The organism is Neochlamydia sp. EPS4 (genome assembly GCF_000813665.1).
Lineage (GTDB): Bacteria > Chlamydiota > Chlamydiia > Chlamydiales > Parachlamydiaceae > Neochlamydia.
In genome coordinates this window covers 1-20,995 of sequence record NZ_JSDQ01000073.1, presented here as the reverse complement: position 1 = coordinate 20,995, position 20,995 = coordinate 1, and the positions used below count along the sequence as shown (strand labels likewise).

Below are 20,995 nucleotides of genomic sequence, written 5' to 3'. Positions count from 1 at the left end.
GAGAGTATTTTAAGCGTCTGACCACATTGATTCACTTGAAAGTCATTAATCTAGGAGAAACCATTCTTCCTGCTTTAAACATTCCTTGCCTAAAAGCTATAGATTTTTTTGATGGCATAATTCCAAGAGGTTTTGCCTTCGATGGAGCAGGGGTAGAAGGGAAAGGCTGCAAAACTCCTTTCGGCAATGATGGTAAGACGTTTGAGCTTATCCAAACTCCTGAAAAGATGGCTCAATATATTGCTAAAGATGAAAAAGGCCAATGGTGGCATGAAAAGGAGCCCCATCTTCCTATGGAATTGCTGACCTTCACTCATCTAATAGGTAATACGGAATTAATTCGGCAATATAGTGAAAAACTTCAGGAAAAACTTGATGTTTTTTATCAAGAAGGAGCCACCCTTCGCCAGTACTTAGCTAAGAAGCACCTTGTGAAAGCTGATATGGAAGCTTTTGATCCAGGAATGGATGAGCTAGGCAGGCAAGGTATGCTTTTTAAAGTTAAAAATGATTTCTATCGCTTTCCTCATTTGGCTTTGGACCGATTAGCTCTTCTCAAAAAAGTAGAGGCTTCTAACAGTTTTACTAGAATTGAGCAGCTAAATAGAATAGGAATTATAACGGCAGGCGCCACCGGCAAATTAAATGATTGGATGAGTATAGCGCTATTTATGCGCCTTAAGACCTACTTCAACTATCAAGCGCAACAAGAGATGATGAATCCTCTAATTAAACCTTTTGGATTCGATGATCGCGTCCTTATTAAAAAGCAGTTAGCTTTAGATCATGAAGCTTTAGAAAAAATAGAGAGGATTTATCGTATCTTTATTCCTTTTTATCAAGCAGTGCAAGATTTTTTAGCAGGCAATGAAAACAGCCTTAATTCTTCTGATTTGGAGGATAACTCGCTAGAAACTCAAGGTAGCATAGCCCTCAGGCTTTTTCAATATGAAAAAGCAGAGAAATGTTATCTCATAGCAGAAAAAGCAAATCCACGAAATTCGGGAGTTTTAAGTACTCTTGGAATCATTTATCAAGACCAAGGCAATTTAGCCAAAGCAGCTGAGTATGGCCACAAAGCGCTTGCTATTGATCTTAAACTTTTTGGAGAAAATCATTCAAGTGTGGCAATCGATTACAATAACTTAAGCCAAGTCTATCAAGAACAATACAATTTAGAGAAAGCAGCTGAGTATGGCCACAAAGCGCTTGCTATTGACCGTAAACTTTTTGGAGAAAATCATCCCACGGTGGCAAGGGAACTTAATAACCTAGGAATCATTTACCGAGAGCTAGAAAATTTAAAAGAGGCAATTGAGTATAGCGCGAAAGCGCTTATTATAAGTCGTAAGCTATTTGGTGAAAATCATTATATGGTGACGACTCATTATAACAATCTGGGAACAATTTATCATAAGCAAGAAGATTTTGAAAAGGCGATTGAGTATAGCAAAAAAGCGCTTACCATTAACCGTAAGCTTTATGGTGATAACCATCCTACCATAGCAAGGGATTGTAGCAATTTGGGACTAAGCTACCAAGAGCAAGGTAAGTTAGAAAAGGCGTTTAAATATGTCGAGGAAGCACTCGCCATTGGACTTAAACTTTTTGGTGAAGATCATCCTACGGTTGCAACTTATTACAACAATTTAGGAACAATCTACCAAGAACAAGGCGATTTAGATAAAGCAGCTGAGTATGGCAACAAAGCACTCGCTATTGACCTTAAGCTTTATGGGGAAAATCATCCCAATGTGGCAAGAGATTACAACAACTTAGGTGCAATCCACAAAAACCGAAGAGATTTAGAAAAGGCATTTGAATGCATTCAAAAAGCACTTGCTATTGATATTGAGCTTTACGGAGAAAATCATTCCAATGTGGCTGGAGATTATCGCGACCTAGGAGCAATTTACCTAGAACAGGGAGCTTTAGATAAAGCTCTTCTATATACCAAGAAATTCATTGAAATAAGCCTTAAAGTTCATGTTGCGGATGCTTGAGATGTGTTAAAAGGTTTCAATGATCTAAGGATAATTTACCACAGGCAAGGAAAATTAGAGGAAGCAGCTAAGTGCATTAATCAAGTGCTCAAAATTAATATTAAGCTATTGGGTGAAAATAATCTTTCTGTAGTGCTTCTTTACCGCAAGCTGGCACAAATCTACAAAGCACAAGGAAATTCAAAAAAGGCAGCTGAATATGCAAAAAAAGCGCGAAGCATTAAGCTTAAGCTATAGTGGAAAAGTCATAACCATGCGCATTCAAATTTTTAAAAAAAGAAAATGAGCGTTGTTAGTCAGGGAATATTGGTCATATTCTAACAGTTTAGATAATGCGCCCTAGATGAATGGAGAGGTTTCTGGCCGATTCTAAGAGAGGATAGGAGTGAAATTCTCTTGCTCTACTCATTTTTCATCTCATTTAAGGAAAAAGCTTATAGATCGCGTTTTAGAGCTATTGAAAAGCATAAGCTCGAACAGGAAGCAAATCACCTTAAAATTTAGAAAAGGTTTGTTATGGAAATTTTTTGACAATAAACTTCTAGCTGTCCTGAAGGGCCTCTAACAATACAGAAAGTGGGAGATAGGCGTATAACCTTTTCCACGTAACCCTCTTGGTATCCTATCCACGCTTTTGCCAATTCTTTTTCTACTAGGGTAATTAGTTCAGACAATTGATAATAGATAGAGGGCTTATAAAAATAAGAAAGAGCCTTAGACTTGATTTCTTTATATTCCTGAATGCTATGATGATCACACGCATAGATTTCCTCCTCAATTTCTTGTAAAAATAAAGAAAAGCAATCTTTACTATCAAAAAAGTGGGTTTGCAAAAAGTTAACTACGCTTATACCCATCGCTTTGTTGGCGCTGATACGTTGCATGCGTTCGATAAGTTCATGGCGAGTGGCTATGCCACCACGACGGCGAATCCAGGGTTTAAAAAATACATTAAAAACCAGCTGCATATCCTCGAAGATCCTCTGTTTTTGCAGGGGAGTAGCCATTTTATTTACCACTTCTTGGATCCACTCTTGCTTTTTTTCTAAGCTCAATTGGCGCAATTCTACCTTTTCGCTAGGGGAGAGGACAAAAAGCTCAGTGAGATTGTAGGGTTCTAAAAGTGCATAAGCTTTTTTCCGTTCTTGCGTAGCGACCAAGCTTTGCAGCCAAGCTAAAAAATCTACTTTTTTGCATTTGCCAAGCGAACGACTTTCTAGATAACCGTTTAACTTTCGATTAATTTCTTCAAGATGTCCTTGACCTATTCCACGTAAAAAAACAAAGTCATCTATAGAAGCTTTTGTTAGATCCCCGATAGTTTTTTTACCATTTTCTAGAAGAGCTTTTTCAATATATTTAGATAATTCTAAAACTTGAATGGGAACTTTTGTGGTGAAAGAGGGTATCCAGCCTCTAAACTCCTCTCCTAGGTCTAATTCATCTTCCTCATATGTGAACAGTTCTTTTTTGTTTTTTAAGGGAGGAGGGGCCGTGGGAGAAAGTGTTCCTATACGTCTTATGGAATTGATATCGACATTTTCTAAAGCATAAATATTTTCTAGGCCATGGCTATAAGAAGTTTTATAGGTTTCCTCAAAAGATAGCAAGGTGGTAGAAGAAGGCTCTGTAGAGCGCTTTCGATGCCCTTTTGAGGGGAATAAATGCGTTTCTTGCTTAAATTCTAATACTGCCATACTCTTACTCAACCATTTTCCATCCAGATGTTAAGGGATTAAGAATTAAGCTCCAAGTAAAAAGAAATTAAAGTCCACTTAAATTAAATTTTTTTAGAAATTCTCGATGGATATCTACATCATTCCAGACAGATTTCTTCTCTCCCTTGATCGTTTCCCTATCATAGCCTGTACTAATTTTTATAACGTGGATAGAAGGTAGGGTGATTTTATAAAAGAATCTCCATGCTTTATAAGCGAGTAGATAATCATTATCTTTACAGTGAAGAATACGATTGTTTGAGGAGGGGTAGGGATGCGTTGCCAATCTAAAATTAATTTCCTCTTGAAAGTTAAAGCTGCAGAGGTTGTTCAGGTAGCTTACTTGCGTAAGGGCTTCTTCCTCCCATATAATGGGATGAGGGATTCTCTTCTTGCAAGCCTCTAGCCACCCTTGTTGGGTATCTGTCCAAGCATCTACATATTCAATATAAGGTTTGATATCTAAAATAGGCGTACCATCAAGCAAATCATGATTAATGACATCTATTTCAAGTTGGCTTACACCCGTAATTTCCAAGCAGCTTAACCCTAAAGGATTAGGTCGATGAGGAGAGCGAGTAGCAAAAAGCCCACGCTTAGGAGGGCCGTGGGGCGTTAAAACTTTAGGCTTCCAATGGTGATTACGATGAAACCAGAAAATGACCCATATCTTATTAAAGCCCGCTAAATCATGTAAAGCCTGCTCAAAATTTTGGTGCCGGTTTAAGATTATTTTTCCTTTATTATTTTTAAATAGGCCTGCTTGCTTGGGTAAGGAGTAGCGTTCCTTTTCTGAAGTGTAAAAATAACCGATAGGGCTACATGATAAGGATGGTGATTGCATATATTCTTAAGTTTGGCTATATCATTAGAGTCTAATTTTACTTAATACTAGGAGATATTCCAATGAAAATGATGAGATATGTAACAGTTGTATGGCTCCCTTTAACTTTAGCGCTTTTCCTTATCGCTTGCAAGAAGGAGCCGAGAGTAGAATCTCACCATACAGGCACCCAAGCGAAAGAAACAGAAAGAAGTAAGGAAAAGATTCAATATTCCCTGAAAGCTGATGGACGTCTATGGAAATTAGCTACTGAGGATACTCAAGAGCAAATGAAAATTACACAATACATTCTAGAGAATGAGCAGCCAGAAACTGCCACCGAGCTATTTTCTGTTACGGAAATGACTGATATCAATATTACCCCTGCCGAATATTTTTCTCAGTTCATTACGCAGCTACAAAAACGTTATGCTAATGCAAAAGTAGAATCTAAAGTGAGTGTGCAAAAAATAAATAGTCTGTTAGGTGAATGGTGGATTAATGGAAATTCTCCTGATAATACTCAACATGAGTGGATTCGCATCATTAAAAAAGGTAATGAAATTGCGGTTCTTCGCTACAGCACAATCCATACAGAAGATTTAGAGCATGCCCGTAAAACATGGGAAGCTATTTTGACTGAAGCTAAATTCGAATAATTATAAATTAGGAGCAAGTTTGCAGCTTTTTTAGCTGAGAAGTTAAAAATTACTTAACAAGTTTATTGCCATTAGAGCTAATCAATTTCGTTAAGTTAAAGGTGGCAAGCTTGCTTTTTATATCTTGCATTCTCCCATTGGCATCTCTTTCTAGACTTCTTCTGGCGAGTTCTTTATAATAATTTTCTTATGAAATATAGTCATCTAAAAGCTTTCGAAAAACATCTAGAGAGTGCAGCGCCAGTACACTTTGCACCTGTTTATACGATTATTTGTAAAGATGAGTTTAATAGAAAAATAGCTTATGAAAGGCTTATTTCTCATCTTTTAGGAGAACAGATCTCCAATCCAATGGCTCTTTGCATTTATAGCGAAGAAAAAGTCGACATAAGCAAGGTGATGGCTGAATTACATTCTTTAGGCTCTTTTGTTTCTAAAAGGGTAGTTGTGATCCACCATGCTGAAAGCCTTTTAAAAGCGGCAACAGAAAAGCTGCTGGCTTATTACGAAAATCCTAATAAAAATGTCTACCTTGTTTTAACAGCAGCCTCCTTGAATGTCTCTACGAATTTTTATAAGAAAAGTGAACGGGTAGGGATCATTTTAGAAATAGCGGAAGAAAAGCCATGGGAAAAAGAAAAGTCTTTAAAAGAGTGGATTGATCAAACGATTAATCACTATGGAAAACAGATAAACCCTTCTGCTAGTCAGGCGCTTTTAAAACAAATGGGTACCGAACAGGCAATTATAAGCCAAGAGATAGAAAAATTAGTCTGTTATGTGGGCGAAAAGCGCCAGATCTCCTTAGAAGATGTAGATGCGGTTTGCATTCCTGTAAATACGGAAACGATTTGGCAACTAGGTGAAGCTCTCTTTCGCCGAGATGCTTCTACTGCTTTACGTATCGCTGTAGCTTTACTTCAAGAGGGTACACCTTTACTCATCTTACTAAGGCAAATTCGTAGCCAATTTCAAACTGATTTTCAAGTATGCACCATTCTAGCCCAGGGGGGGACTGGAGCAGAAGTGTCTAAACAATTTGGCTATATGAAAGGGCAAATTCTGGAAAGACATGTCCAGCTGGCTAGAAATTATGGGATGGCTCGTTTTCGCAGGGGGATGATTTTAATAGATGAGGCTGAAACGTCAGCCAAAAACAGCTCAACGGATCATTCTTATTTGATCGAGCGTCTTATAGCAAAACTTATCATTTAAGGTTAACAACTATGAATAAACCCGCTTTATTACTTTTACCTAATCTTTTAGGGGATCATCGTTATCATGAAATTTTCTTGCCCAATAGTGTAGATAAAGTTGTCTCTACTCTTGATGGGCTGATTTGTGAAAGTGAAAAGGCAGGACGTCGTTATCTAAGCCGTTTCAAAACTAAGAAACCACTCTCTGAGATGACGATAGCTATTTATAATGAACATACTCCTGAAGAGGATATCGACTTTTTATTAGAACCTATTCGTAAAGGTGAGCGCTGGGGTTTGATATCGGATGCAGGCTTGCCTTGTGTAGCAGATCCTGGCTCTAAGCTGGTACGTCGTGCACGTCAATCGGGTATAGCCGTGCAAGTCTTTAATGGTCCTTCTTCTATTCTCCTGGCCCTTATACATTCTGGGTTTTCAGGACAGCGCTTTACTTTCCACGGTTATTTAAAAGCGGATGAAGCAGGCCGCTTGAAAGATATTAAACGATTAGAAACTCTATCGCGAACAGACCAGGCTACTCAAATTTTTATGGAAGCCCCTTATCGCAATATGCATATGCTTCAAAGTTTATTAAATACATTAGCAGAAGATACTTGGCTTTGCACCGCTTGGGAATTGACTATGCCTGAGCAAGGAGTTGTTTCGGAGCCCGTGCATAGATGGAAAAAGATGCCTTTACCCAATTTAGAGAAAAAAGCGGCCATCTTTCTGGTTAGTTGTCGGTAGAATTTATAGAAGTTTAGATAAGCTCTGTTGCTACCGTATCATAAAAAAGAACGCCTTGCTGGGAAAGACTTATCCTACTTGATTCTTTATTAATAAATCCTTGCTCTTCTAAGCAGGTAAGATTTTGTAATGTCTCCTGGCTAAGTGCACCATGTGCTTGTTGAAAAGTTTTTAAATCAATTCCTTCTCTCATTCTTAGGCGAATCGCCAATAACTCTCTTTGGCTTGCTTCAGGATCAAGCTGTTCTTCAAAATCAAGAGGGAAATTCCCATTATTCAATAGATAAGCATAACGATTAAGGTGAGCAATGTTGCGAAAACGTTTACCTTTCCAATAGCTAAATGCCGAGGGGCCCAATCCTAAAAAAGGACGACCTGCCCAGTAGCCTGTGTTATGCTTAGACTGAAAGCCCTCTTGAGCAAAAGCCGATATTTCATATTGCTTTAAGTGACAGCTATTTAGCATTGCTTGAGCCAGCTCATACATTTGTAAACTTAAGTCAGGATCTGGCAAAGTTTTCAGTAGAAGATCACGATATTTGAAAAAGGTAGTATGAGGTTCGATAGTTAAATTATAAAGCGATAAGTGTTTAATGGGTAATTTGCTTACCTGCAAAAGAGTTTCTTTCCAAATGGCTAGAGTTTGGTTAGGAAGATCGTACATAAGATCGACCGTAAGATTTTTTAAGCCAGCTTCATAGGATGCCCAAACGGCTTCGATAGCTTTTTCTGCGCTATGCTGTCTTTCTAGCTTTTCTAATAAGGTATTACTGAGTGTTTGTATGCCTATGCTCACCCGATTGACACCGACTAGCGCATAAGCTTGCATAAGAGAAAAAGTAATAGTTTCTGGATTGGCTTCAAGGGTAATCTCAGTGGTTAAAGGATCAAAGTTCACGTCTCGTTTGATCCATTCAATAATTTCACCTAGATACTCGACTCCTAATAAAGAAGGCGTACCCCCACCAAAATAAATGCTAACAATTTCTTTATCCATAAGATCCGGAAGGCGTAACGACCATTCCTTAGCCAAAGCTTGCATAAAAATATTTTTCAGATCTTGGCGATTAGGTAGCACATAAAAGTGGCAATAGCCACATTTATGTGTGCAGAAAGGTACATGAAAATAAAGGCTAATGGACTCTTTAGGGGACGGCATTTAGATTAAATATCTTAATTTTTAACAAAGGAGGAGGCTCTTTATAAATTCTACCATTCATCTGCATCAGGGTCTATGATCCCTCCACGGCGCCATCGATTGCGATCACTAAAATAAGATTCCTCTTCTTCTTCCTCTTCTTCAGCATTTTCGTCGCGTGTAGCTCCCTCTTCATCTTCAGTTTCATCCTTTTCCTCAATCACAGAGCTTTCTACATCAATGGCATCAGTTTCCATGTCAAAAGCTGTATCGCCTATGCCTGCCCCTGTATCTCCCATATCTATGTCAGGGATAGTTGGCATTTCGGTGTAGCCTGCTCGGGCTGTAGGACGTTTGGGAGCTATATATTCTTCCGCTTCGCCACTTTCTTTTAGAAACTTAAGTCTTTCTTTTTCTTCTTCAATTTTAGTCTGAATAGCGCGTATTTCTTCCTTATGTTTATCCATATCTTTTTTAGGAACGAGGCCAAGTTTAAGCCATTGTTCAAGATCGTTAAGTTCTACTTCAAGTTTTTTTAATCTTTCACTTTTAATATGTTTCATGGGGTTCCTATAAGCTAACCTATTATTGGGAGATTTGTGTAGGCTCTATGTTGCATGCTAAAATTTTAACAAATCATTTTATTTCCGTTCAAAAGATTTTACCTGTACGGCTTTTAAATGAAAATAGCCAGCAACTATTAAAAAAAATAGTTCCGCTAAAATAAACAGATAATAATAAATTTCTCCCCCTGCTCCGAATCCATAGCTATGTAATCCTGTACCTAAGATGTAGTTCACTCCATACCATGTAAAGCTAATAGCTAGCAAGCCTAATATCGAACCCATCGCTAATCCGAAGAAATAGATATGTTTAAAGGTGTAAGCATGGATAAAGATAAGATAAATGCAGCTAGAGATAAATGCCCAGGATTCTTTAGGATCCCAATCCCAAAAACGACCCCAACTTTGCGCTGCCCAAACCCCTCCTAATAGAGTGCCGGGAATAAGAAGGATAACTCCCACATAGATCGCTTGCAAAATTGTTTGGCCTAATTCACGCATCTCGGGCGTTTCATGTTTATGAATTATATATTGACAAAGGTAGATTTGTCCTAAAACGCCTGCTAAGGCAAAAACTCCGTAGCTGCCTACTACCATTAAAACATGAATAATTAACCAATAGTGAGAATCTAAAACAGCTTGAACATTTTCTAAGCCGCTTCCTAAGCCCGTCACTTTAATCATAATAATTAAAGCTAAGGCCACGATAGATGCGCTTAACATAATGAAGGAATTTTTCATTTTCCTTGCAAGGACAAGGCTTGTCAATACAGCGATCCATGGTACATAAATCACGGTTTCAAACATATTAGATACTGGAGGACGCTCTAAAATAAGGCATCGAAGAACTAAAATCAAAGTATTTAAGCAAAATGCTAGGAAGGTACAGCAAGAACCAATTTTATTAAACTTTTGCTTTTTCTGGCTAAGTCCAATGGAGAATAGAATAATAGCTAAGCTATAGAGAGCGATAGTGGCTTCGATTAAAGGTAGTTGATAATACCAATGCTCCATTCTTAACTTTTTGATAGAAGGGTAAGTGAGAGATTTTCCCCAAGCCTTTTGAATAGGCTGTCCAATTAGGATAGGATAATTATCCATTAGTAGATAAGCTAGCTGCTGCTTGTATTCTTTATTGTTATAATCCTTGATAAGCTTATAGTAAAGATCGCGTAGCTGCTCAAATTGTTCATTTGGATAAAGAGTAAAATTGGAAATAGGCTCTAACAGATTTTTTTCTACATTGTAGTGATGCATGGTCAGAGTATTAAGAGAATACCATTCACCATCTTTTGAAGGCAAAACCTTGAAGATTGTGCCCGCATAAGCTAGCCGTTGGTTTAAAGGATATTCTTGCTCAAGAAATTCTGCAATTTGATAGGGAGCTAAGTTTTTTGCTGTCAATTGCCGATAAAGGGCTTGATATTCATTATCTCCCTCGGCGTAGGGGCCTTTTAGATAAGAAAACTGTTTTACAGCTTGTAGAACTCTTAGAATTTCTTCGTTAAGAGGACGATGTTTCTTAACATAGTCGGAAGTAAGCTCCTCAATGGGATCAGAAGTCACAAATCCGGGCTTAAGGTATTGCCAAGGAGGATTTTTAGGATGGTCGGTAATAAAAACCTGACCTTTTCTGAAGGTAGCCCACAGCCCAGAAGATAGATGCCTCAACTCCATTTTTTCTCTATTAGCGGGGTTAGGAGCTTCAAAATAAGCTTTAAGGAAATGGTAGGTGACTAATTCTTTAATCAACGCAAGATTAGTTTTTTTACGTTCATAAATCGCTTGATGAAGCTGTTGATAGGTAAAATAATTATCTTTCACGGGCAGGTCTAATAATTCTTTCAAGCGGGCTGAGTAGATCCAAAAAAGAGGAATATCATCCCAGTTATAATGAGCCTGAAATTGAAGATGCCAAAGAAGAGATAAGGCCGAAGGTCCAACCTTATGAAAAGCCTGATAATGCTGTGCCTTGATAGATTGTCGATGATAATATTCTTCAAGCCATAAACGAGCTGTTACCTCTAAAGGCCTGAACCGGCCCTTAAAAGAGGCAGGCACTTCCTTCAAAGCTAGTTCACTTAGTTCATAACTATTCAAGGAAGAGGAAGGAATCAAAATTATTAGTAATAAGAAGGCTAATAAAAGATAAAAAATCGTTCTCAGCCAACCTAAATAAATTTTGTACACCTTATCCATTTACTTAACCTCTAAGTCCTACTACTTTTCGCTATCTTATTGAAAATAATCTTTTGCAGCAAATAGATGATGAATTTATTCTTTAAGGGAAAGCTTGGCTTAAAGCAAGCTTTACAGTGTTCTAAGGTAATATTTAAAATATAATTAACATTTTTTTATTAGTTTATTAATTAATTAACTGTAATAGTTCTTTATTATAAATAAGAAGTGTGTTATTGTGTAGGATTAAATTTTGGACACAATATGGCAGTAAGAAATATAAGCAAATTGGGCTCACGTGCTTTTCATATTTATGAAGGACCTGCCCATCAGGCGGATAAAAGAGAAAAAATAGGAAATTTTTTTTATTTTTTTGCTAATGTAGCGTTCGGTAAGAAAATAATCTTTCAAAAAGATGGGTATTCGGTAAAAGTCAGGAGTCTTGCTCTACGCATCTTAGCAGGCATGGCTGCTATTCTTTGCTTTAAGCTTACTCTCATAGGTAGGATTTTAATTGAAAGCTCAGCCTCCCATCGCTTAGCATTCAATACCCTTGTAAACATGCATATTTCTTCTGCAAATAGCCTCTTACCTCCTAAACATAATAGCTCTGTTGATTCCTATTTAAGTCGGTCATGCGCAAATACCGTTACCAAGCCTAGGTCCCAAAAAGGCCTTGAAGGTTTAAAACTTGAAGGTTTAGAAAAGGTAAATAGGCTCACTCTTAAGAAATGTAGGTCACTCAAGCCAAAATCGGCAGTTCTTAATGCTCCTTTTGTGGTAACTCCCCAGATTTTATCTAGCGTTAAACTAAAGCCTATTCAACCGGGTCTTTCTCATGCTTCAGCTAAACTAAGTGTAAACACTAGCCTGATCCCTGCGCAAGCACCACGTAAGCAGATAACTAAGAGCAGCTGTCCTATATCCAGTTTATCAGTACCGTACCGAGAAACTCTAAAGAGGACTCATTCGGCTGTTGCAGACTCAGAATTAAGCCAGAAAGATTTAGTGGCTCATAAATCCGTGAGTATGTCAGATCTTTTGTTAAATATGAGTGGTGCATTCTGGTGCAAGCTTTCGCAGCTTACGGAGAAGAATGCTTCATCTGCAGGGGAAGAAAAATCTCCTATTGAGGAAAGTGAATGGGAGCTGAGTGAGGAGGATCAGAATGGTCAATTTGATTATACCGAGCTTGACCGTGAATTTATAAATAAAAACCGCTCTTATAACTCCTCTTGTAGCTCTAAGAGTTTTACAAGTAAGAACTTTCATGATGCTTTAAGAAAAGAGGAAAAAACTTCAAACGAAGACAAACTAGAAAAGACCTCATGCCAGGAATTGTTAACGAGTAGCTTAAATAATTTACGCCTAGCTATAGCACAAGATGAAAGCGAGAGTGAAGAGGAAAGCTTAGATTTTGGCTTTTAGAAATGAGGGAGTAAAACTATCCCGCTGTTCCTTAAGATTCATAGGTTAATACCCCTGTATTGTGGAAATACTTTATGGTAATCTTTTTATTTACCCAAGCTTATCTGTTAGGACTTTGCTCATTTGTCAAAAAATAGGAAATCACTTTCCGCCTCGTATCTCTACCTCTTATTTCTATAAACTTCTAAACAGGCTTATTAAAGTTGTAATTGTAAACTATTTGGGTATTTATTAATATGCACGTTGGTATTCAAATTTTTGCATAAAGGTGTCATATGGCTACAAGTGTTACTAAATCTAAGTTTTTTTCTATAGATGCCTCTCCCGCTAATTGGGCTCTCCATAAAGCTGTATTAAGTGAAGCAGGTAAATATCGTTTAGCTGCGCGAAGTTGGGTGTTTGTATCGACAATCTCTTGCGTGCCTTCTGCAGGCCAACAACTAGCTAATCTTATTATCAAAATGGCTGCCGCTACCTATATCACTACATTAGGTCAAATACCTGCTTTGAAAAAAAGAAGTTGGTGTAAGCTTGAAAGCTGTAACCTCATTTCTGAAAATCTTTCCAAAAGTTGGATGAATGTTGCTTTGCATGCCTATAAATTTGTGATGTTTTTAACTATTTCTCCTATTTGTTGTTTAATAACTGGTATCGTTTCGCCTAAAACATGCAAAGATATTCATGATAAATTGCACCTTACTAGTCCGCAGCAATCCCAGGCTGACCTAAATAAATCACCTTCTGACTCTACCTCTTTACCATCTTCTCAAGCAGTTGAATCTTTGCCTGCTGCTAAAAAAGCTGCGCTATCTACTGATACACAATCTCGTCCTCTCCCTGCCATTCCTGGTAATGGAGTGCCTCCACCACCACCTCTCCCACCTAATACCTTCATCAATTCCTCAAACATAGAAGAGGACAAGGATGTCGAAGATTTGCTAGACCTTATTTTAGCGATGAAATTAAAAAGTGTAACTCTCCAAGAAGATGAACAGCATTCCGAAGCTGAAAACGATCTCTTATTACAAACATTAGGAAGTGCTTTTAATCAAATGGCCAATAAACTAAGTGACGAGCCAGGATCGATAAGCAGCTCAGCACGTAACTCGGTAAACTTGGATGAATGGCGGGATACCCCTAGTCATTCTGCACGTAACTCAACCATGTACGCACAAGAATCACTCTCAATGGGGATTGAACGAGAAAAGTTAGCGGAGGAAGAGCTTTTACAAAGGTTAGAGTCAGTCAAAAATGACGACGAGCATGTAGAAAGTCAGGTACAGCTTCCTGCTCAAGGTGATATTAAAAAAGAAGAGCAGACTTTGGAAGACAAGAGAGAAAAAGACAATGAGCAAGAGAAAACTTTATCGATGGAAGATATTCATCAGAAGATAAAGAGAAGACGTCGTGCGCTTGAGACTTTTAATACGCTAACGGCAGCTCAGCAATCTCTTATCCGTACTAAACTTAACCCTAATCAGAAAAATATTCTTAACAAGCTAGTTGAATTGCCACCTGAATCCAAAGCTACCCAACAACCTCAGCATGGAAGCATGGCCAACAAATCAACAAAGGTTGCTGTGGAAGCTAATAACCCATCTGCTTCTAAAAGCAATAAAAGGCGAAGAAGAAGGAATGCTGCTAAAAAAAATGTTAAGCCTTCTTAGAGCTTTACATGGAGGCAGGGCGGTAGCAGAAGTATTAAATTATACCAGCTTATTTAATAACTTCTTCGCCTTACCTCCAGCTATGTTTATAAAGATCCCTGTCGCATGCTCATGTGTAAGCTAAAAAATATATTAAAGCATTTAGGTTTTTATAAATTAATTATAGGCTTTTGAGCAGCTCTTTAGGCGACTCTTAAGCTTTAGACGGGCCTTGATAATGAGAGAGCTGATAGAGTATGAAACAAATGGCAGGGGCAAGGATTAGATCCTGCAGACTCTTTTAGCGTCTCTTGTAGGGTTGCATCCACCAGAGTAACCCAATTCCTAAACTTATCATCAGCACCCCTGGATAGGTTAGCCAATACTTAGCAGGGTCATAATTCACTAAAATCTGTGCATGTTGGACAGTCACTTCCGAAGAGGGGGAGATGTTGGCTAAGTAAAACCGATAGCCCTCAGTTGTTTGGTAGATATTATTCATGCTAAGGGTTTTTTCTATTCTAGTATTCCTTTTTAAATCATTAATAAAAATGTCACTTTCATAGCTATAAGGCTGGCTTGTACCTGGATAATTAATCTGCCGAGCATCATGTAAACGTATTTTATAAGGAATATCCCTAAATAAAGGTTGAAAACGTATAAGATACTTCCCTTTCAAAATAGGCCAAAGAAGCTTTTTCCCGTATGGATCATAGGTAAGAGTAATAAGCTCTTTATAAGTGCCTTCTTTCAATTCCAAGGTAAGCAAAGGAAGATTATGCTCCCATTTGGGCAAGGATTTATCTTTGGTTTGCTTCAAAGTTAAAGGGGTCTTGAGTATCACTTCATCGGCGTTTAAACTTGCTGAAAGGGCACTAATTTCCTCGCTAGAGAGGCTTTTTGTATCTAAAGGAGCATGATATAGTAAATGTGTGATTAATTCGGCTTTAGAGGGCGAGTAGCTAAGATTTTCTTCTTTATTATGAATTTGATAGCTTATATAAGCTTTTCTTATCTCTTCCAAAGCATAAGAATTGTCTGGCAGCGCGTTGATCAACAGGGCCAATTGCGGTGCCCTCATGGGTGCCGTGGGAGATAATATTTTTAGGACCTTATCAAAATATAAGCGACTTGCATGGTAAGAACGAATGATCGGCTGAGATTGCATAGGCTCGCGCAGGTTAGATAAAGTGATACCGTAAGCTTTTAAATAAGCTGACAGGGCTTTAGCAGAAAACATAGGTGGCATCTTAGGAGGGGGCGGTAGCTGAGAAGCTATAGCAAATAATTGCTGCGCAAATAAAGAGATCATAGGATCAACAGAGTTGTTATCTAATGACATGAAAGGGAGTGCAAAAGGCCATTTTCTTTTTATTAAAATTTGCGAAAATTTTTTTTCTTTCTCTAATTCTTTTTCAATTTCTTCAAGGAAAAGGCATAGCCATCCGCAGGCATACTGTTCTTGTTGGGTAAGAATGTTCCAGTTTAGCTTATGGAAAAGCCTCTCCAATGAAGGCGAATAAGGAGCTGTAAATAATAAAGAGGAGGAGTTTTCCCAAGCTTGCAGAAAATTTAATGTGGCCTCTGCAAACTCTTGATGAGACGCATCGGCGGCCTGCTTTAGCAATTGTAGGGGAGGAGAAAGAGTAGAATAGTGTGCTAAGCCTTGCCGTAACTTTATGGCAATCCGTAAGAGTTCAGCTTGCTCCTTATCTGTACGGCTGCAAGGAAAATCGTCAAAGGGGAATGGCATTTGCACTTTATATCCTTCAAAGCCCTCATCATAAGCGGTAATGGAGGTAAGCTCTTCCTTTTTGAAAGATTGAGCATATACCTCGCCATGGGCATTAAAAAAGTAAAGATAATTATCTTCTTGCTCGTCTTGCATAATCAAGCAGGTGGGCTCTTTAAAAAAATCAAGAGTAAAAGGCAGCTTTCCCCTATGAGGGCTAGAGATATTTTGATTAAGCAAGCTAGCGGGACCAGCAAGTCTGATCACCATTTTTTCATCGTTAATTTGCACCTGCAAAGTAGGTTGTATCAGTTCATTCAATGTAGGATCGTTCCACTCCAAAGCAAAAGAAAATTGAGCTGTATTTATATCTAAAGGAGCTAACAAAAGTTTAGCTAAAGATTCTTCTACAAGAATTTTTCCTCCTGCGGTTTCAGAAATCTTTACGGTTAGATTTTGCAGATAGAAATTTTTAGCAGTCTCACTGATAAAAGGGGTCTTTAAGGCAATCAAGTTCCATGGCTGAGCCTTTTCATGATGAAAATGAGCTTTAAAAGGAGGGGGGAGATGCTTGTCATCCTGGAATTCTATTAGAGGAATGGGAGTTATACCTGCAAGGATAGCTTGATTACCTTTAATCCATGTTTCTTTACGTTCATAAGAATGAGGAGCGTAATCAATCATCTGCATCTCCATATCTTCAAACTTCACTCGCTGGTGCATCAGTTGATTTAAAGGATACTCTCTTTGAATATTCTTATAAGAGTTTTCTATTCCCTTTTTCTCTAAATGGATAGCATAAGTATGCGGAAGAAAAATTTGGTCGCTAGCTCCCCCTTCTATGAGGCCCATACAGCCTTGAATACCATAGTAATTGTTGATAATAAGGCCGCTTAATAGCATGAGTAGTCCGCAGTGAGTAATCAAAAAGGGAATATGTCTAACACGAAAAGGCCATCTTCTTAATGCGGAGACAAAAATATTAATAAAAAATCCTCCTGCTAGGCTACGAAATAGGGGATTGTGGTAGGTAAGATAGGCAGAGGCAAGATGAGACTGGCTTTGCGCTTCTAGAATTGTTCCTAAAGCTGCTATAAGAATTGCTAACACCATTAGCATGATGGCAAGTTGTATACTTCCTAAAAAATGATAAAATTTTAAAAGATGTTTCATTGTAAATCTTCAATAAGGTGGAAACTTCGAGCAAAAGCAATGATAGACTGCCGATATTTTTTCATGAGGGTTGGTGGGCCTATAGCTTTGATGGTTACATCGCTTCTCATTTGTCTATATTTTTTTAGAAGGTAGGGCGAGTTCGGGGCGACAAGGTGGTGATAATGTTCGGGAGCTAATTGCAAGATCCATGCAAAAATTGTTGCTTGCCTTCCCTTTATCTCTCCTGTACCTTCAAACAAAAAGCCATAATACCCTCCAAAGGCTTGAGATGTTAGGGAGACGGTTTTTGGATTCAAAGGATGAAGTTGTTTTTTCCAACGAGAAATGTAGGTAAAAGGGGAAGGCCGCTGATAAATGCTATCGGAAGGAAAATTATGGATAGCCACAAAGATTTTTTCATCCTGATGAACGATATAAAATTCTATAATTGCTTGCCTAGTATCAGCACGAGGATCTGCAGGAGAAGGATGGTGTTGTATCCAATTAGCATCCACTTTTAAGCGGTAGATGATGGGTTTACTTTCAGAAGTTCCCTCACCGCGTGCGGCAAATTCCAAGTATTTTAAAGTAGTATTGGAAGAATCTTGTGTTGAGCAGCCCCAACTGACCCAAGCAAGCAATATAATTGTAAAGAATTTTATTTTCATCAAAAGCTTTTATAAATAAGTGATTTTTTAATAAAATAAGAGGCTGATAGAGCCAAAGAACTTTTTACCTGCCTAAAGCGTTCTAGACATTTGTAACTTCTCAAGTCTTAGTCTTTTTACCTAAATCAGGCCTTGTTGCGTAAATGATCTCATAGCTCCTCTAAAGATATATCACATAAGTTAGCACCCATTGCCCTTTGGGCATTCTAAGCTTTATCATCTTATTCATAACCAAGGAATTGGCATATAATTCTGTTTGTTGATAGGCTAATTTCCTAGAGGGAAAGTCTCCTCCAAAGCTTCTTTTAAAGCGGTACATCGCCGCTTCGGCAAGCGATCTTCTATGATAGCCGCAAAGCTTCCTCCAGAGCTGCCTGGCCTCATCGTCTCCTCCTAAGCCTTGAATGATTTTAAAGCATCATTTCTTTTTTTTATCCAGGGCTTGTCCGCCTCTTCTCTTGGCTTAGCCTTCCTCCTCTTCTTGGAGGTACCAAAGGATTTATACCCCGCACATAAGATGATCGGCAGGAAGCTTGTCTATCATAAGCGCCATCTCCATAAGCAGTTTGTACACTCTTTGGTAGCTCAAAGATCATTTGGCTTGCCACTGAATCATCGGCTTTATTGCTCCTCGTTAATTCACTTATAATAATCTCACGCTAATCTGGGCAAATGGCTAGATGAATTTTTCTCCAAATTCTTCGTTTGGCTTTGCCACGCTGGCGCACTTTCCACTCTCCCTCACCCTAGACCTTTACTCCAAAAAAATCAAAGGCTATGTCTATTGGACGCTTTAAGGCTTAACTTTTTAAGCTCTTGTCTAAGCTTCTTAGCACGCCTGCAAATGCGGGTATAACAAGGAATAGGCAAACCCAAAGCCAGCAAATTAATCAGCGATAACAAAAATCCTCGCAAGGCTTAGGAGGGGCAAGTGATAAACCGCTCTAATCAACAGCGCGTATAGGATAGCATCAGCGGAGTAAATTCTTGGGTGTCCCTTCTTACCCGTGCTTTTATTTTCCCTCCATCCTTTAATGGTTTCATCCGAAAGCCATAAAGTTATGCTTCCTCTTTGCACTAAAGCTTTGTTATACTCGGACCAATTATGTATGCGGTAGTTAAGCTTTTTTCCATAGCTTGCCTATATTTTTGTTTTTGTAAACTAATTTTATAGCTCTTAAGCGTTAAAGAGCAATTTTATCGCATACACTTCTTATCATTTACGCAACAGCGCCACTTCAAGGCGAAAATGCTTTAAATCATGTTGGACTATATAGTAGGAGATAGCGCTCTCTATACGCCAACTACCTCACAAGTCTTTAAAAGAGAACAAAGCTTATTTGCCACACGTGTGCCTGTGCAAATCAAAGAGGCCAAAGAACTTATATGTGAAGCGCCTTACGACAAAACTGTAGAGATACGAGCTTTTAAGACTGCCTCTTGCTATGCAGGTGTTGAACTAAAGATGGGTAGCCATCCTCAGCCAAGCAGCCTATCCAAGAGAATACCGTACTTTAGCCAAGCATTACCTTAAGGGCAATGAAAGAGAAGTCAAAGCCTTTATTAAGCTCCATACAGTAAGAGTTTTTATGTCCAAGCGATGCTAAATGTCCATTAAATGAGTTTGTAAAAAAACTTAAATATATATAGCTTATAGAACTTCGATTTATTGCAAATCAAACGCATATTACGTCTAATCGGCCTAAAGCTGAGCAAAAACCTTTTATATCTAGTTATCGCCTACAAGACATAGTAGCTTGCTCTTTGCTTAACAAGTTAGCCGATACCCCTCTGGTAATAAGGATACGAATTGGTTTGACTTGCTTTTTTAATTTTTTTTATATTGCCTTTATAAATAAAAATGCTGAAAAGTCATTACTACCCAAGGAAATAAAATGCATCCTATCTCTTCGACCTCTATTGAAAGCTTGCCCAATGAATTGCTGCTCCCTATCTTAGAGGCTTGCGCAGTTCCTTCCTTATTTAGCGTCTGTAAAAGATGGCATCATCTGCTAGCTTCTGAAGTGATGCCTTCTCTTTATAAGCAAATAGGTAAAGTGCATGTTCCTCAAGGAAATGTTAAGGAGCAGGCTCTTATTGTAGATAGGATTTATAAGCTAAAAGAAAAGCTTTCTGAAGCAGCAAAGGTAAATGCAATCTTTAGGCGAATCTTTACTTTAGCCAAGTCTTTTTCAGCTTTAGAATTTAAAGTGCAAATAGAAGAAAAGAGGTATCTTACTCTGGCTAACTACTCTTCCTATCTTGTAAATATTAATCGCCTTTTATTTTGGAAAAAACTTCCTGGTGGGGAAAAATACTTGAGCCGAGAAGAAATTAAGCACGTGTTTCTAGGAAAAAAAGGAGAACTTTTTAGAGATTGGATTGCAGAAAATCGTGAAAACATCACGGCTTTAGATTTATCTGGAGTAGGCTTGACTTATTTACCCCCAGAAATATGCCAGTTATCTAAGCTGCAAGAGCTTGATTTAAGCGAAAACCAGCTCACCAGTCTGCCTGCAAAAATTGGGCAGCTGTTACAGCTTCAAGAGCTTAACTTAAGAGAAAACCAGCTCACCAGCCTGCCTGCAGAAATCGGGCAGCTGTCTGAGCTGCAAACGCTTAACTTAAGAGAAAACCAGCTCACCAGCCTGCCTGCAGAAATCGGGCAGCTGTCTGAGCTGCAAACGCTTTACTTAGGAGAAAACCAGCTCATCAGCCTGCCTGCAGAAATTGGGCAGCTGTTACAGCTTCAAGAGCTTGATTTAAGCGAAAACCAGCTCACCAGTCTGCCTGCAGAAATAGGGCAGCTGCCTGAGCTGCAAACGCTTTACTTAAAGCAAAACCAGCTCACCAGCCTGCCTGCAGAAATCGGGCAATTGTCTGAGCTGCAAGAGCTTGATTTAAGCGAAAACCAGCTCACCAGTCTGCCTGCAGAAATCGGGCAGCTGGCTCAGCTACAATGGCTTGATTTAAGCGAAAACCAGCTCACCAGTCTGCCTGCAGAAATCGGGCAATTGTCTGAGCTGCTACATCTTTACTTAGATCAAAACCAGCTCACCAGCCTGCCTGCAGAAATCGGGCAATTGTCTGAGCTGCGAACGCTTTACTTAAATCAAAATCAGCTCACCAGCCTGCCTGCAGAAATCGGGCAGCTGTCTCAGCTGCAAAGGCTTTACTTAAATCAAAACCAGCTCACCAGCCTGCCTGCAGAAATTGGGCAGCTGCCTCGGCTGCAAAGGCAAGAGCTTGAATTAGTGGGAAATCCTTTGAAAGATATTGCAGAAATAATAAGGCAGCGTTTCCAATTGTAGAGTGGCATTAAGTACTTTTTAAATTGGGGT

At 38.6% G+C, this 20,995-nt stretch carries 17 protein-coding genes; 9 read left to right on the top strand and 8 right to left on the bottom strand.

Annotated features, from left to right (window positions below):
• Both DB42_RS07595 and DB42_RS11885 read left to right on the top strand, forming a co-directional pair.
• Window positions 1–2,003 (top strand): tetratricopeptide repeat protein (locus DB42_RS07595; protein ID WP_155117473.1); only part of this gene is annotated, 2,003 nt, incomplete at its 5' end.
• A gap of 3 nt (window positions 2,004–2,006) precedes the next feature.
• Window positions 2,007–2,240: a tetratricopeptide repeat protein gene (locus DB42_RS11885; RefSeq protein WP_044882441.1), complete on the top strand. Its 234-nt coding sequence runs from the start codon at window positions 2,007–2,009 to the stop codon at window positions 2,238–2,240.
• Between the two features lie 263 nt (window positions 2,241–2,503).
• Here the strand turns inward: DB42_RS11885 and DB42_RS07585 are convergent, their stop codons facing one another.
• Both DB42_RS07585 and tsaA read right to left on the bottom strand, forming a co-directional pair.
• On the bottom strand, window positions 2,504–3,700 hold the full coding sequence (locus DB42_RS07585; RefSeq protein WP_052436071.1) for a DNA-directed RNA polymerase subunit alpha C-terminal domain-containing protein: 1,197 nt from the start codon (window positions 3,698–3,700) through the stop codon (window positions 2,504–2,506).
• Between the two features lie 67 nt (window positions 3,701–3,767).
• Window positions 3,768–4,565 carry a tRNA (N6-threonylcarbamoyladenosine(37)-N6)-methyltransferase TrmO gene (gene tsaA / locus DB42_RS07580; RefSeq protein WP_044882440.1) on the bottom strand — a complete coding sequence of 266 codons (798 nt, stop codon included), beginning with the start codon at window positions 4,563–4,565 and terminating at the stop codon, window positions 3,768–3,770.
• Between the two features lie 68 nt (window positions 4,566–4,633).
• On the opposite strand from tsaA, the gene DB42_RS07575 reads away from it, so the two are divergent.
• From DB42_RS07575 to DB42_RS07565, 3 genes are all read left to right on the top strand, one after another.
• Window positions 4,634–5,203, top strand: a complete 570-nt coding sequence (locus tag DB42_RS07575; protein ID WP_155117472.1) for a hypothetical protein — start codon at window positions 4,634–4,636, stop codon at window positions 5,201–5,203.
• A 189-nt stretch (window positions 5,204–5,392) separates the two neighbouring features.
• Window positions 5,393–6,418 (top strand): DNA polymerase III subunit delta, encoded by a 1,026-nt coding sequence (holA, locus tag DB42_RS07570; protein ID WP_044882438.1) that lies wholly within the window; start codon window positions 5,393–5,395, stop codon window positions 6,416–6,418.
• A gap of 11 nt (window positions 6,419–6,429) precedes the next feature.
• The gene (locus DB42_RS07565; protein WP_044882437.1) at window positions 6,430–7,146 is read left to right on the top strand and encodes an SAM-dependent methyltransferase; all 717 of its coding nucleotides are present in this window, start codon (window positions 6,430–6,432) and stop codon (window positions 7,144–7,146) included.
• 13 nt (window positions 7,147–7,159) lie between these two features.
• Here DB42_RS07565 and hemW read toward each other — a convergent pair whose 3' ends face one another.
• The 3 genes from hemW to DB42_RS07550 form a co-directional block, all read right to left on the bottom strand.
• Window positions 7,160–8,305, bottom strand: a complete 1,146-nt coding sequence (gene hemW, locus DB42_RS07560) for a radical SAM family heme chaperone HemW (protein WP_044882436.1) — start codon at window positions 8,303–8,305, stop codon at window positions 7,160–7,162.
• Between the two features lie 50 nt (window positions 8,306–8,355).
• Window positions 8,356–8,838: a hypothetical protein gene (locus tag DB42_RS07555; RefSeq protein ID WP_039384409.1), complete on the bottom strand. Its 483-nt coding sequence runs from the start codon at window positions 8,836–8,838 to the stop codon at window positions 8,356–8,358.
• 87 nt (window positions 8,839–8,925) lie between these two features.
• On the bottom strand, window positions 8,926–11,046 hold the full coding sequence (locus tag DB42_RS07550) for a cytochrome c biogenesis protein (protein ID WP_044882435.1): 2,121 nt from the start codon (window positions 11,044–11,046) through the stop codon (window positions 8,926–8,928).
• A 243-nt stretch (window positions 11,047–11,289) separates the two neighbouring features.
• Between DB42_RS07550 and DB42_RS07545 the strand changes: the two genes are divergently transcribed.
• Both DB42_RS07545 and DB42_RS07540 read left to right on the top strand, forming a co-directional pair.
• Complete coding sequence (locus DB42_RS07545; RefSeq protein ID WP_044882434.1) at window positions 11,290–12,453, top strand: hypothetical protein; 1,164 nt, start codon at window positions 11,290–11,292, stop codon at window positions 12,451–12,453.
• Between the two features lie 275 nt (window positions 12,454–12,728).
• Window positions 12,729–14,120, top strand: a complete 1,392-nt coding sequence (locus DB42_RS07540; protein WP_044882433.1) for a hypothetical protein — start codon at window positions 12,729–12,731, stop codon at window positions 14,118–14,120.
• Window positions 14,121–14,400: 280 nt separating this feature from the next.
• Here DB42_RS07540 and DB42_RS07535 read toward each other — a convergent pair whose 3' ends face one another.
• From DB42_RS07535 to DB42_RS11720, 3 genes are all read right to left on the bottom strand, one after another.
• Window positions 14,401–17,004, bottom strand: coding sequence for a hypothetical protein (locus DB42_RS07535; protein WP_044882432.1), 2,604 nt, complete (start codon window positions 17,002–17,004; stop codon window positions 14,401–14,403).
• Window positions 17,001–17,654: a hypothetical protein gene (locus tag DB42_RS07530; protein ID WP_044882431.1), complete on the bottom strand. Its 654-nt coding sequence runs from the start codon at window positions 17,652–17,654 to the stop codon at window positions 17,001–17,003. The genes DB42_RS07535 and DB42_RS07530 overlap by 4 nt, the downstream gene beginning before the upstream one ends.
• 886 nt (window positions 17,655–18,540) lie before the next feature.
• Entirely contained in the window at window positions 18,541–18,765 is a 225-nt protein-coding gene (locus DB42_RS11720; protein WP_080502786.1) for a transposase, read from the bottom strand.
• Window positions 18,766–18,915: 150 nt separating this feature from the next.
• Between DB42_RS11720 and DB42_RS07525 the strand changes: the two genes are divergently transcribed.
• Both DB42_RS07525 and DB42_RS10580 read left to right on the top strand, forming a co-directional pair.
• Complete coding sequence (locus DB42_RS07525) at window positions 18,916–19,188, top strand: hypothetical protein (protein WP_044882430.1); 273 nt, start codon at window positions 18,916–18,918, stop codon at window positions 19,186–19,188.
• Window positions 19,189–19,549: 361 nt separating this feature from the next.
• Window positions 19,550–20,965 (top strand): leucine-rich repeat domain-containing protein, encoded by a 1,416-nt coding sequence (locus tag DB42_RS10580; protein WP_052436070.1) that lies wholly within the window; start codon window positions 19,550–19,552, stop codon window positions 20,963–20,965.
• Window positions 20,966–20,995: the final 30 nt, after the last annotated feature.